General features: G+C 41.0%; 13 protein-coding genes. 2 read left to right on the top strand and 11 right to left on the bottom strand.

Annotation, left to right across the window (positions count from 1 at the left end; genetic code table 11):
• Nucleotides 1-43: 43 nt before the first annotated feature.
• The 11 genes from ACNAV8_RS00185 to kbaZ all read right to left on the bottom strand — a co-directional run bounded on the left by ACNAV8_RS00185 (nucleotide 44) and on the right by kbaZ (nucleotide 10732).
• Nucleotides 44-838: a carbohydrate-binding protein gene (locus ACNAV8_RS00185; protein WP_146256855.1), complete on the bottom strand. Its 795-nt coding sequence runs from the start codon at nucleotides 836-838 to the stop codon at nucleotides 44-46.
• Nucleotides 839-885: 47 nt separating this feature from the next.
• Nucleotides 886-2508 carry a sulfatase family protein gene (locus ACNAV8_RS00180; protein WP_017806045.1) on the bottom strand — a complete coding sequence of 541 codons (1623 nt, stop codon included), beginning with the start codon at nucleotides 2506-2508 and terminating at the stop codon, nucleotides 886-888.
• Nucleotides 2509-2525: 17 nt separating this feature from the next.
• A complete protein-coding gene (locus ACNAV8_RS00175) occupies nucleotides 2526-3722 on the bottom strand; it encodes an anaerobic sulfatase maturase (RefSeq protein ID WP_035686853.1) in 1197 nt (398 codons plus the stop codon).
• A 125-nt stretch (nucleotides 3723-3847) separates the two neighbouring features.
• Nucleotides 3848-4486: an RpiB/LacA/LacB family sugar-phosphate isomerase gene (locus ACNAV8_RS00170; protein ID WP_103854940.1), complete on the bottom strand. Its 639-nt coding sequence runs from the start codon at nucleotides 4484-4486 to the stop codon at nucleotides 3848-3850.
• Nucleotides 4487-4521: 35 nt separating this feature from the next.
• On the bottom strand, nucleotides 4522-5571 hold the full coding sequence (locus ACNAV8_RS00165; protein WP_103854939.1) for a glycoside hydrolase family 88/105 protein: 1050 nt from the start codon (nucleotides 5569-5571) through the stop codon (nucleotides 4522-4524).
• Between the two features lie 32 nt (nucleotides 5572-5603).
• Nucleotides 5604-6041: a PTS galactosamine/N-acetylgalactosamine transporter subunit IIA gene (gene agaF, locus ACNAV8_RS00160; protein WP_103854938.1), complete on the bottom strand. Its 438-nt coding sequence runs from the start codon at nucleotides 6039-6041 to the stop codon at nucleotides 5604-5606.
• Between the two features lie 82 nt (nucleotides 6042-6123).
• Nucleotides 6124-6990: a PTS system mannose/fructose/sorbose family transporter subunit IID gene (locus ACNAV8_RS00155; protein WP_103853300.1), complete on the bottom strand. Its 867-nt coding sequence runs from the start codon at nucleotides 6988-6990 to the stop codon at nucleotides 6124-6126.
• Nucleotides 6980-7750 (bottom strand): PTS N-acetylgalactosamine transporter subunit IIC, encoded by a 771-nt coding sequence (gene agaW, locus ACNAV8_RS00150; RefSeq protein ID WP_103853301.1) that lies wholly within the window; start codon nucleotides 7748-7750, stop codon nucleotides 6980-6982. The genes ACNAV8_RS00155 and agaW overlap by 11 nt, the downstream gene beginning before the upstream one ends.
• Nucleotides 7751-7769: 19 nt before the next feature.
• Nucleotides 7770-8258 (bottom strand): PTS N-acetylgalactosamine transporter subunit IIB, encoded by a 489-nt coding sequence (gene agaV, locus ACNAV8_RS00145; protein WP_103853302.1) that lies wholly within the window; start codon nucleotides 8256-8258, stop codon nucleotides 7770-7772.
• 14 nt (nucleotides 8259-8272) lie between these two features.
• On the bottom strand, nucleotides 8273-9433 hold the full coding sequence (locus tag ACNAV8_RS00140; RefSeq protein WP_415777002.1) for an SIS domain-containing protein: 1161 nt from the start codon (nucleotides 9431-9433) through the stop codon (nucleotides 8273-8275).
• Nucleotides 9434-9448: 15 nt separating this feature from the next.
• Nucleotides 9449-10732, bottom strand: coding sequence for a tagatose-bisphosphate aldolase subunit KbaZ (kbaZ, locus tag ACNAV8_RS00135; RefSeq protein ID WP_103854937.1), 1284 nt, complete (start codon nucleotides 10730-10732; stop codon nucleotides 9449-9451).
• A 276-nt stretch (nucleotides 10733-11008) separates the two neighbouring features.
• Between kbaZ and ACNAV8_RS00130 the strand changes: the two genes are divergently transcribed.
• Both ACNAV8_RS00130 and ACNAV8_RS00125 read left to right on the top strand, forming a co-directional pair.
• Nucleotides 11009-12577, top strand: coding sequence for a sulfatase family protein (locus ACNAV8_RS00130; protein WP_103854936.1), 1569 nt, complete (start codon nucleotides 11009-11011; stop codon nucleotides 12575-12577).
• Between the two features lie 49 nt (nucleotides 12578-12626).
• Entirely contained in the window at nucleotides 12627-14120 is a 1494-nt protein-coding gene (locus ACNAV8_RS00125; RefSeq protein ID WP_415777001.1) for a DUF2264 domain-containing protein, read from the top strand.
• The last annotated feature ends 83 nt before the right edge of the window (nucleotides 14121-14203 follow it).

The raw sequence follows: 14203 nt of genomic DNA, 5'->3' as shown, positions 1-14203 counted from the left end.
CAAAATTTTATTTTACTTTCATTTTCTTATCTTTTTTTCATTCTTAAATATTTCTGCCTAATACTTCAATTTGGCTTAATGCCGTAAACGGTGATGGATCTTTCGCTTTCACAAAATGCGTTAATTGCAGATAGTCGCATTGCCGTTTGGCAAATTGGAAAAACTGGGGTTGCCCTGTTCTTGCTAAATTTAAGATTTCTTCTGAGCCATCAGAAAACTGTACGCTAACTTGTTGCCACCACGCATCGTGCGGAAAATCTGCGCGCAAAATGAGCACAAGTCCATCAACTTCTACGTTGCGTCCAAATTCAATTTTTAATTCTGCATTCGGATCTTGCGCGTTACTCCAAGAAGTGAAAGGGTAAGAACCGTGTGCATTGCTGTCAAAAACACCGTCAATCACATTGTATGGCGCAAAACGAATGTTGCTCGCCACAATGTTGCTACTGATACGAGGATAAACGCTCGTTTGCTGTGGTTGAAAATACGGATTAAAGGCAAGATTGCCATATCGCGCCACTTCGTAATCTCTGGCTACGCGTACCCATAGAAAATGAATGCCCCCTTGGAATGCCTTATCGCTGTTAAATAAACGTCTGTCATCGCCAAAGGGAATGCGGTATTCAAAGCGATTTTCAGTTAAATAAACAAGGCTGCTTTCAAGGCTGTCTTCTAAACGTAATTTTAAATAGCAAGGTGCATTATCTGTTTCAATACAAATGCGATCGCCTGTTTGATACTCACCTTTGTAGGTGAGCATTAAGAAATCAAACGCACTTTTACACAGTTTAATATTATCGTCTTTATCTAGAATGCTTAGCGTAATTTTTGTCATCATTCTTCCTCAAAAAAATCAGCCACCATAACAGTGGCTGATTCATCAGATTATTTTGCTTTTGCTGAAGCCTCAATCGCTTGGAATTCTTCAGGATTCCACGCCATTGGTTTTGGTTGTGTGCTGATCCAGTCGTAAAATGCTTTTTGCAATTCTTTTACTTTTTCTGGATATTTATCAGCCACATCTTGGCTTTCTGCTGGGTCAACTTTGTCGTGATAAAGATGAAGTTTGTTACTTCCGTCATTGTAGAAATATAACGCCCAATCTTGATCGCGAATTGCCCACGAGCTTTTCGAGAGTTTTTCTAAGTTTGGATTTTTCGGTGCATCATTGGTGTTATAGGTGATATATTTCCAATAATCCGCCCAGAACTTTTGGTTATCCTCACTATAATGTTTCGCACCTGGCCCCGCCCAATAGAGATATTTATGCGGTGAAACTTTTTCTTTGCCTTCTAACACTGGCAAAATATCACGTCCGTCCAGTTTTAAAGAAGCTGGCACTTTAATATTCGCTGCTTTCAGTGCTGTTGGCAGAATATCTACCGCAGAAATTAAGCTGTCATTTTTAGTATCCGCTGGAATGTGTCCCGGCCAAGAAACGATGAATGGCACTCGCACACCACCGTTATACATTTGTCCTTTAAAGCCACGATCCATTCCATTTAATGGCATTGGCGCTTCGTGAACCGAACCATTGTCGGATAAGAAGAAAATAATGGTGTTATCTAATTTGCCGTCAGCTTTTAATTTGTCGATGATTTTACCAATGCCCTCATCAGCCGCATTGATCGCCGCAAAATATTTATCGGCCTCCACATTCCCTGTATTGAAACGATCCATATATTTGGCAGGTGATGCTTCTTCCAATGGAATGTGTGGTACGCTATAAGCAAGATTTAAGAAAAACGGTTTATCGCCTGTTTTATCAATAAATTGCAGTGCTTCATTGGTTAAATTATGGGTTAAATAGCCCGGTGCTTCAATCGGTTTGTCATTACGCCATAGTGCTGGGGAATTCCACAATGCCGCCCCTGATACAAAATAGCTGTAAGAATAATCAAAACCACGATCTGTTGGGAAATAACCTTTATCTGGTACAGATGAGAAGTTATCGTGGTAATCACGGGTTTTTACATCATCAGGCTTAGTGATACGTCCAATTTTTCTGTCTTTATTCACTCGAGCATTATGGTATTTACCAATATTCGCCGTGGCATAGCCATTTTCTTGGAATAATGCTGGCAACAGCTTCACATCAAGTGGAATACCGTTGAAAGAATCATCATTACTATAAATACCAAATGACGCTGGATAACGTCCTGTCAAAATCCCTGCACGAGATGGGCCACAAACAGGGTGAGCAACGAACGCATTGGTCATTTTTACCCCTGTTGCGGCTAATTTAGACACATTCGGCATTGCACGCTGTGCGGCGTCAATCATTTTATCTAAATCACCTTGATAACGAGCAGCAACAGGGCGTTTGCTTAATTCGTTCTTGTCTAAGCTGTCAATGGCGAAATCAAGCTGGCCTGTGCCTAAATCGTCCATTACAATAACCAGCACGTTCGGTTTTTGAGGATCTTGGCTGTGTGCGTAAACAGGCTGAGCCGCAGCACCAACAACCAATGCGGATAATAAACACTGACTAAGTAACGAGCGTTTCATTATGATCTCCTTTGATTTTAGTTGATTATTTTCATAATATCTTCAGCCAACCCGCCACGCTGAATAATTTCCCGCATACGGTGCATCAAAGGTGCGGTTTGACGAAAGAAGAGTTGGTAAGAAGGACAAAGATAATTTTGTTTAAATTTTTCCCCTTTCAAATTCACAATACGATGCTTCGGACACCCGCCTTGACAAATCATTCTCACATCACATTTTTCGCAGGCTTTAGTGAGCGTTTCTTTTTTCGCCTTACCAAATTTTTGTTGCTTGGTTGAAAGTGCAATTTGATTGAGAGGCTGTTTATTAACATTACCTAAACGATAATCAGGATAAACATAATGATCGCAAGAATAAACATCTCCATTGGCTTCTACGATCATTGCGGTGCCACAAGTTTCCGTATGAATACAGCTGGTGGAAGGATAGCCCAACCATTGCCCAAGTAAGTTATCAAATTCACGCACGAAAATACGCCCCACATCTTGTCGAACCCATTCGGTAAACACGTCTAATAGGAAATGCCCGTAGCCATCGGCTGGTACAGAAAAGGGTGCCATTCGATAATTTTTCCCAGGACTATAATCACAACGTTGTAAGGAATAATTCGCCACTTCAACAATAGGAATAAACTGCATAAAAGTCGAGCCTAACTCTTTCAACGCTTGGTAAGTTTCCCGTCCTTTATCCCAGTTTTTATCATTAATTACAGTGAGCGTATTAAAATCCACTTCATATTCTTTTAATAGATCAATGGCTTTTTTCACTCGCTCAAATGTGGGCTGTCCATTGACAGAAATACGATAGCGGTCGTGAACCTCACTTAAACCATCCACAGAAATCCCTATAAGAAAATTATTTTCTTTGAAAAATTCTGCCCATTGACGATTAATCGCAATGCCATTGGTTTGAAAACCATTGGTAATCGTTTTGCCGTTAGCAAATTCTTGCTGAAATTGCACCGCTCTTTTAAAAAAATCTAAACCGAGTAAGGTGGGTTCACCGCCTTGCCACGCGAAATCAACGTGATCGCCTGCGTGGGATTCAATGTAATTTTTGGTATATTGACGTAAAGTATCGTCAGACATTAGGCGAACGTTATGTGTTAGGACTTGCTCTTTTTCCAAATAAAAACAGTATTCACATTTGATATTGCAATGGAAACTACTTGGTTTTGCCATCATATGAAAATAAGCAGGTTGAGATTGACACATAAACAACTCCTAATGTGAAAGAAATGTTAGGTTAGGGAAACGATAATTCAATTTAACTAAAATTATCTGATAAGAGGGAAATTTCCTTTTCCCTCTTACATTGTGCATAAAAAGCAAAAACGAAATTAGCTATTCAATACTTCTGTAACATAAGCTCGGATTTCATCATCTTGGCAGTTATCGAAGAAGCATTGTTGGAAGCGTTCACCGCTCACTGCAGTTTTCACCAATTCTGGATCAATTGAACGCAAGGTGTCTAAATAGTCTTTCGCCACCGCCGTTTTCACTTGATTGAGAATGCCAGCATTGCGAACTTGAGGTTCACGACGTTCAACTGGATAGCCTTGACCACGCTCACCTTCAAAGGCTTTTTCAAACATATAACGCACGTTTAATTCTGCCCCCCAGCCAAATCCTTTGGCAAAGGCTAAAGATAATGCGTTACCATTGTTGATTTGTGCGAATAAGAACGCATCAGCAGGTTCTAAGCAGTAACCACACGCCACACCTGGGTGCAGGTTTAATGACATTAATGCACCTTGCCCTGTTCCACAACCTGTTACAACAAAATCAACGGCTTTTGAGTTTAATAAAATGCTCGCCATAATCCCTAAGTGGATATAAGTTAAGTGGTGATCTTGCTCGCTGTTCATTCCCACGTTATAAACGCTATGCCATTTCGGCTCAACCACGTTTTTTAACTCATTTAAGATAATTGGGTTTTTCGCCGCTTGGCTGTTTTCCATCATTAATGCAATTTTCATTTTTCTTTCCTTAATTCAATAATTAAAAGTTACCGTTATTCGGCTTGTAATTGATAAATTTCTGCTCCTGCAAGTAAGAAAGCACCCACACCGTAATCGATGTTGTCTTCTTCTTTCACTTCACGCGGATTGAAAGCAGGAAGCTGAATCCAGCCTAATTTGCCCTCAGAATTGACCGCACTTTCTAATGCAGCCCACGCTTTTTCAACCACTGGCAAATAAGTTGCACGATCTAAAATGCCTTGATTGATCCCCCAAGCTAATGCGTAGCAGAATAATGCCGTTGCACTGCTCTCTTTCGCAGGGAACGTTTGCGGATCAAGTAAGCTCGCTCGCCAGAAACCATCTTCGTGTTGGAATGGTAAAACGATTTCTGCAAGCTGACGATAAAGGGTTAAATAACGCTCACGTTCTGGATAGCCTTCGGGCATATCACGGAATAAGCGTGGAATCGCTGCAATCACCCAACCTACGCCACGTCCCCAAAAGACTTTTTCACCATTGGCTTCACGCAATTCACCGCCTTTGCCATCTGGAATATAACGATAATCACGGTAGAACAAGCCTGTTTCTTTATCTTGTAAATGATCAACAGAATCCCACCACGCTTGGTTTGCGTAATCACGATATTTGCTTTCGCCCGTTAAGGTGGAGAGAGTAAAGAACACTTGTGGTGCCATAAAGAGTGAATCACACCACCACCAATCTTCACGCCCCGGTTTTGGATTTGCCAGCATATCTTCTACAAAGTTGATGGTTGGCTCTAAGGCTTCTGGTTGATTAAATAACGGATACACATCAAGATAGGATTGTGCACAAACCAAATCATCGGCAAAGCGTAAATGTGGTCCTGTGCGGAAACCCGTGTGCAAGGTGTAATCTAATGCCCCATCTAAAAAGGTTTGTTCGCCTGTTACTTTCCACGCGTTGGACACGCTTGCCCAAAATACCGCGCGATCCCAGTCTGTGTCTTTAATAAAACGAATACGACCTGTGCGGCGTACAACAGTGCGAGTTTGATGTGCTGCCTGCCATTGATACACTTTTTTCATCAATGCAAGAGTTTGCTGTTGTTGAGGGTTCATAATTTTTCCTCTTTTATTTTAAGCCAGAATGCTTATAGTCCGTCTGTTTCGTCTTCATCATCTTGCGAAAGAGCGGCAAGATCTTGGCGTAAATCTTTGATTTGGCTAAATTCGCCATTGGCAAGACAATCCGTTAATTCACGCAAGGTGAATTCCTCACGTTCTAATGCCGCATTGACGATCATTGATAAATTTGTGCCAGCCACTACTTCGACATTAGGATCTTGCAATAAGAGATTGATTGCTCGATTACAAGGAGAACCGCCATAAAGATCCACTAAAAATAACACACCGTTCCCTGAGTTTACACGCTCTTTCGCCGCTAATAATTGGGCTTCTAGCTCATCAGTGGACATAGATTCTAAGAAATCAACAAATTCTAATTGCGGTTGTTCGCCAACAATAGCTTGTACAGCAGAACGCATACCCGAAGCAAAATTAATATGACCTGATACCACGATACCTAACATAAGCTGTCCTTGTTTTTCTTGTTATTGTGGAGGGAATGAGAGCTATCTCATTCCCTGATTTCGTTGATTACTCAACAGTGCATTAGATAATGCCGATTAAATGTCCAACCACACCGAAAGCAAGCATACTGAAGATCAATACTGGTGGTTTTGCCCAGAAACCTGTGCCTTTTACTAATTTAAACATTAGGAAAACTAAGGCTAATGGTAACAAGTTTGGCATAATCTTATCGAAAAGTGCGGTCTGTAATTCCACCACTTTTCCACCCATTTCTATGGTTGCCGTGGTTTTAAAGCGTATGAAGGTCGCACACAATGCCCCGATAACGAAAATACCCATAATGTTCGCCGCTTTAGCTAAACGCTCGGTAGAATCACTCATATTTACCATTGCAGCTGTACCGGCTTTGTATCCCATAAACATCAAGCTGAAGTACACAAAGAAGTGTAAAATTTGATATAGGATAAAGAACACGAACGGCCCCGCAATCGAACCTTCAATTGCAATAGATGAACCTAATGCAAGGGTTAATGGCATAATGGTCATATGGTCGATACCATCACCGATACCCCCAGTTGGGCCCATACCAGCTACTTTCATTACGTTGATAGTAGATGGTTTTTCTTTATTTTCTTCCATCGCAATGGCTGTACCAAGCAAGAAAGTAAAGAGTTTTGGACTTGCATTGAAGAATTGTAGGTGGTTTTTCAATGATTTCGCTAAATCATATTTATTGTTACCGTGAATTTTCTTCAACGCTGGGATAATTGAATATGCCCAACCACCTGCTTGCATACGTTCAAAGTTGAAGTTTCCTTCCATAAACAAACCACGAATCGCACATTTCCAAAGATCACCTTTTGTAATCACTTTGCGAACGGTTTGATCTTGATACGCATCGATATCATCAACAAGATTTACTTGATTATTTACGTTTTTAGATTCCATCTTCGAACTCCTGTGCTTGTGATTGGTTGTTGTTATTGCTGTTACCTGAGAAGTAGAAATAAAGTACTGCGATTGAACCACCGATGATTGCAACAGCCATAATTGGTAGTTTTAAGTAAGTGGTTGCAACGAAACCGATGAAGAACACACCCGCAACTTGTTTTGACCACATAATTTTTAATAACATTGCAAAACCGATTGCTGGAACTAAACGCGCACCTAAGCCTAAACCTTCTAATAATGCTTTTGGTGAGTTATTGTTGATCCAATCTGCTGCGTGTTCACCGAAGTACACGGTAATAAAGGCTACGATTGCATACATTAATGAACGTAATGAAATCGTCGAAATCAATAAGAAATCAATACCATTTGGATTCGCTTGTTCTGCATACTCATCGGCTTTACCCATTGTGAATGAAGTTAATGCGAAGAAACCAATCACCAACATTTGCATTAATACTGCAATTGGCATACCTACACCCATTGCCACTTCCGCGCTTTGACCTGTCATTGCAGCGAAAGCCACTGCGGCGATAGTACCCATTGTTACATCTGGTGGCTGAGCCCCAGCATTAGGCACTAAACCTAACCAAGCTAATTCCAGTGTTGCACCTGTGATTAAGCCTAATTGCAAATCACCCATAATCAAGCCCACAACAGGCCCTGTGATTAACGGACGGTGGATATTTAATGCGACATCGTATTTATCGATACCACAGAAGAACGCCCAAACGGCGACTAATAATGCTTCAGTTAACATAAACGCTCCTTATTGAGTATTAAAGATATTGTTTAATATCGATTTCTTGTGCATCTGGCGTATTTTGGATTGTGCAAGTTACTCCTGCATTCAACATACGACGGAACGCGTCAAGATCCTTTTCATCAACAGAAACCGTTTTAGTCAATTGTTTTTTTCCTTCATGGAAGTGCATATTACCAATATTGCAATGTTTAATAGGCACTCCACCTTCAACTAAGCGTGCGACATCTGTTGGGTTATTACATAAAATAAAGATTTTTTGCTGTGGCGATGCTTTATGAATCACATCAATCGTTTTCTGAATTGTAAAGAAACGTACCGCATATTCACCACCCGCTGAAGCTTTCATTCCTGCTTGCATAAATGCCGCATTTGGACCTTCTGCCGCTTCATCGTTTGCCACTAAAATCAAATTGGCTTCGGAGTGTTTACCCCAAGTAATACGGATTTGTCCGTGTAATAAACGCTCGTCAATTCGTGTCCATACAATATTAGGTGCTGACATAAAAATCTCCTTAATTATGAATTAAATGGGTGAATAATAACGCCTTGAACCACACGATTTACTTCACCTGTCGGACAAGGGTTGTCAGTGGTGATACCACGACTGAATGAACTATAGAATGAATTAATTTGTGCAAACACAATATACGGGAACAACAAGGCATAATCTGGCGCATTGCTAAAGCCTTCCACTTCAATCACATCCTTGCCTTCCACGCCCGCTTGCGCAGTTAAACACACAACACGACTTGCGATATTATCGCGGCGTAATTCATTATATAAATCAAGATCATATAAACGGGTATAAGGTTGATTTGATAAAAATTCCACCACTACCGTTTTAGGATTTACAATAGATTTTGGTCCGTGGCGGAAACCTAACGGTGAATCATAGGTTGCCACAATGCGTCCTGCGGTTAATTCCAAAATTTTCAATGCAGATTCTTGTGCCAAACCTTGCAAGCCACCGCTACCTAAATAGATAATGCGTTCCATATCTACCTGAGAGAGTTGACGTGCATAATCCACATAGCGTGGGAGCAATTTTTCTGTGGCATCGCAAATAAATTGTAGCTGTTCAACCACTGAGCCTTTTGGCAATAAGAACACGGAAAGTGCTGATAACATCATTGAGCTAAAACTTGATGTCATTGCGAAACCGCCGTCATTGGTTTGTGGAGGCATTAATAAGGCTAAAGTGCGGTCATTTTTTTGTGCATTTTGATACAACGCCCCTTGCTCATTACAAGTAATGAATAAGTGATAACAGTTAGTTAAACACTGATTGGCTAATTCCACTGCTGCCACACTTTCAGGACTATTACCTGAACGTGCGAAAGAAATTAATAAGGTTGGCACGTCTCGTGAAAAATATTGGTAAGGGTTAGACACAATATCTGTTGTGGCAATAGATTCCACACGTTTATCCGTTAAGGTTAAAACGAAAGGCTGTAAGGAATGCCCCACAAAAGCGGAAGTTCCTGCGCCAGTGAAAATCACACGTCCATTTGCTGCATTCATCACAGGTGCGATGAAATCTAAGATTTGCTGACGCTGTGTATCTACCGTATGCAACGCTTGTAGCCAAGCTTGAGGCTGATGTTCAATTTCTTTTGCGGTCATAATGGCTTTACCTGCCACTAATTCGCTTTCTGAAAACCCTAAATAATTTGTCATCTTATCTATCCCCAATTATTTATTGAAAAAACTTGCTAAGGCGTATTGGCGAACCGCCGCACGCACTTTATCTAACACTATGTCTTTACCACGAGGGGCTAATGTACCTGCACGCACGGCGGCATATTGTTCTGGTAAATACTGGCTTAACAATGGTAATGGAATATCTACGTTCTCAAAATTAGCAAATAATTTTTCCACTGCCGCTGCAATTTCAGGATTAGTCCAGTAATAACGGATACGATCACTAAAGCTAAAACTTCTTGCAAAACGTTGCTCTAACTCGGTACCGTGATAGTATTTTTGCCAGTTTTCTGGGTGTGCTAACATTTGCTCTTCAAGCACAGCGAGTAAGTTGGAGCGCTGTTCTGCCGGGAATAAATAGTCTTCCATTGCACATAACGCATATAAGCCTTCACGCAATGCAAATGTTAATGCTGGCCCAACTTTTAAAATCGCGAAGTGATTTTTTACTAAGGCTTTGTAAGCTTCTTCTGTTTGATAATCAGTAGAATGCGCTTCAAACACTAAATTTTCATAATCATTGACCACTTGGCTTAAGGCTTGCGCTTTCTCAGGAATAAAATCAATCACTTTTGTATGATCAAACTCTACCCCTGGCTGCACCACCAAACCAATTACGCGTGGCCAAATATGCTCTAACCCAACGCGTGCAAAGGCTTGTTGGTGGGCATTGATAGTGGCTTTCGCAGCACTTGGTGAAGTAACTTCTAGTTCAGCGATTTCTTCTGCTTCACCACCTGGTACAGGAACTTCTGTGCCAACAATGTAAACAATACGATCCGACAAACCATTTTTTGACGCAGTTTGTTCGGCAACCACAGCTAAACGAGCCGCACGTTCTGCCACAATTTCATCAGACAAAGGCACAGGATCGCCTTTGCAAGACATACTGCAATCTAAATGAATTTTTTCAAAACCTGCTGCGACATAAGCTTCAATAAGTTTCTCAGCATTTGCCATTGCTTCATCAGCTGTTAATCCTTGCCAACGATTAGGCCCTAAATGGTCGCCACCTAAAATTAGTTGATCACGCGGAAATCCTACTTCATCTGCTAATTTTTCAACAAAGTGGCGAAAATCCAATGGCGTCATTCCTGTATAACCACCAAATTGATCCACTTGGTTAGAGGTTGCTTCAATAAGTAATGGCGTTTGATCTTGTTTTGCCTGCAACAATGACGCTTCTAATACAAGCGGATGAGCAGAACAAACCGAATAAATTCCGGTTGCCTCGCCCGCTTTATGTCGTTGAATTAGGTTTAGCAAAATACTCATTTTTATTTACTTCCTTTTCGGTATACTAAATTTCATTTTCGTCATTATGAAAGAAATTTCACTTTCATATTGTTTTATGCTGATTATAACGAAAGAAATCAAAACAAAAAAATACCAAAATCAAAATCTGTGATCTAATTCACAAAATAAAATATTTTTTCTAAAACGACGTTTTAAAATATGGAGATTAGGATTTTTTTATGAAAAAATAACCGCACTTTGTTTAATTAAGAAGTAGCGCGAAGTGCAACTAAGTCAAAGATAAGGAGTAATCAGATGAGTATTTCACGTCGTAATTTTATTAAAGGTGTTGCGACAACCGGTGCGGCAGCAGCGCTGTCAACCACTGCGGTGAATGCAGTCGCCAATAATAATGCTAAAGATTCAGCCAAAAAATCAAACAATCCACCACTGAACCTATTAATCGTATTCCCAGATGAAATGCGTGCAATGGCGCAAGGGTTTAAACATCAAGATCCTGCCATCACCCCACATTTAGATGCTTTTGCGAAAACTGCTAAAGTGATGGATCAAATGGCATCAAACTATCCGCTTTGTTCACCATTCCGCGGTATGTTTATGACAGGTAAATATCCGCTACACAACGGGGTAACAGGTAATACCCACGACTACGGTGGTAAAGTGGGGATTGAACTTTCACCTTATGCGAAATGTTGGTCTGATGTATTAAAAGATGAAGGCTATTCATTAGGTTACATTGGTAAATGGCATTTGGACGTGCCGCAAGAGCCGTACATTAAGAGCTACAACAACCCAATGGAAGGACGCTATTGGAATGATTGGACACCACCAGATCGCCGCCACGGTTTTGATTTCTGGTATTCTTATGGTACTTATGATCTTCATTTAAAACCAATGTATTGGGGCAATGACACGCCGCGTGAATACCCTGAATATGTTGATCAATGGGGGCCTGAACACGAGGCAGATATGGCGATTAAATATCTTCGTAATGAAGAAAACAAATATCGCGATCCAAGCAAGCCATTTGCCTTAGTGGTTTCAATGAATCCTCCTCATTCGCCTTACGATCAAGTGCCACAAAAATACCTTGATATGTATCCACAAAGTTCAAAAGAACTTAACACTCGCCCAAATGTAGATTGGGATAAAAAATATCAAGAAGGCTATGGCCCACAATATTTCAAAGAATATTTAGCAATGGTCAGTGGGGTTGATGAACAATTTGGGCGCATTCTAGCCGAGCTAGATAAACAAGGCTTGGCAGACAACACCCTAGTAGTGTTCTTCTCTGACCATGGTTGTTGTATGGGATCGCACGGTGCACCGACCAAAAATAATATTTATGAAGAATCAATGCGTGTGCCAATGATGTTCCGCTTACCGGGTAAAATCCCTGCTGGGGTAAACGAAAGTCTAATGTCAGCACCAGATATTTATCCAACGATCTTAGATTTACTTGGTTTTAAAGACAGCATTCCAGATAGCGTAGAAGGGGTAAGTTTAGCCGAGCAAGTGCTATACGATAAAGGTATTAGCCCAACCTCTCAGCTTTACCTCTTTGTGCCTTATGGTCAGCCTTCTTTCGGCAGACGTGGCGTGCGCACAAAAACTCACACATTAGAAGTTGATCGTCAAGATGGCGAACCATTGAAATATAAACTCTTTGATAATGTGGCAGATCCATACCAAATGAAGAATATTGCAGATAGCAATCCTGAATTGGTACAAAAACTAATCAAAGAAGAATTATTACCTTGGTTAGAAAAAACCGGTGATTCTTGGCGTCCAGTGGAATTCATTACTGGCCCAACGAAAAAAATGAGAAAACAACTGGAAAGCTGCTCTGCGCCAAAAGCCTAGCAGCCTAGCCCGCATTGCACTTGCAGTGCGGGAAAATCGGAGCGGATAAATGCCAACGCAACCTCAAATTCGTTTTACTGAACGACCTTATTTAGCTCACGAACATCCTCGTTTACGGGATTATTGGCGGGCATTTAAGGAAAGATTGCAGCGTTCACTCAAACGAAAAGCCTTGTTTGGCAATACTGATCCTCTTATTGATAAACAGCTCAAACAGGCATTTACAAAGGATTCCACCTTTTCGCAAGAAAAGTTTGAATTATTGGTGAGTTATTTTATCCGCTCCTTTCTTCATTACGCCAATGATTGCTATGCTCGTGCCGATTACCACGGCTATCCCTCAGAACAAGGCATGGTTTCCGATTCCATTGAAGGAGCCGCACGCAACTATCCTTTGTTGGCAGCCTATTTACATTATCAGTCTAATACCAATTCCCCCCTTGTTAAGCAAGTTCAACAGGCCTTATCCGCAGGCTTTCTCAATGCCACTGATCCCTGCCATTCAGGCTACTGGGGAGAATTAAAAAGTTTTCAGCAAACAATCTGCGAAAGTGCGGATTTTGCTTTGGCTTTGTGGTTAAGCAAAGAACACATTTGGGTACATTACAACGCCCAGCAAAAACAGCAAATCATTGATTGGTTACGCCAAATTAACCAAGTGCAAACCGTGGACAACAACTGGCATTTGTTTATTTTATTAGTGCAATTTGTGGTAAAAGATCTTACCGGCATTGATGAAATCAACCACGAACGCTATCAACGGATTAAAGAATTTTATGTGGGTAATGGCTGGTTTCGTGATGGCGAGAAAGGCAATTTCGATTATTACAACTCTTGGGGCTTTCATTATGGGTTATTTTGGCTCGACCAAATTTCCCCCAATTTTGACCGCACTTTCATTCAACAAAGTGCGGTGGAATTTTGTCAAGATTTTCACTATTTATTTGCGCCACAAGGTTTTGCTTTTTTCGGGCGCAGCCTGCCCTACCGTTTCGCCGCACCTACTGCTTTAATTAGCACAATGATCCAGCAAGGCAAAACGGACGGACGTGGCAAACGGATTTTCTCCACCCTCACGCACTTTTTTATCCATCATCAAGCCATTCAACAAGGCAATGTTACGCAAGGCTTATTCCAAGCGGATAGACGGTTGATTGATCCTTACAGCGGTGCAGCGAGCGGGCTTTGGTCGTTACGACCGCTGATTTTACTCCTTTATGGCAGCCAACAGATTGATTTCTGGCAAACGGAAGAACAGCCCCTTGCCATCGAACAGCAAGACTACGACATCAGCATACCAGCGATTAATTTAAGAATCATTGGCACACAAGCAACACAAGAAATTGTGGCGTTATTCCAACATCAACAATACCCCAACGCCCCATTCAGCCAAGCGTGCCTGCAACGACAAAATATATTAAAACGAGGCTTAGAATGGCTTTGTGGACGCTCAACTAGGGAAAAAAATAATCTATTGCGCAAAGGGGTTATCTCATTTTCATCGAAACTCTCTCTTTATCTTGCTGATAAAGAGAAAAATTAATTGAAAATCTACCGCACTTTCAAACTTAAGTTGGCAATACCATATTGAAAAATAAGGTGTTTTTATGCCTATTTGCGAAAAAA

The organism is Avibacterium endocarditidis (assembly GCF_965138825.1).
GTDB lineage: Bacteria > Pseudomonadota > Gammaproteobacteria > Enterobacterales > Pasteurellaceae > Avibacterium > Avibacterium endocarditidis.
The sequence above is the reverse complement of the archived record's forward strand: the minus strand, read 5'-3'. Positions and strand labels throughout refer to the sequence as shown.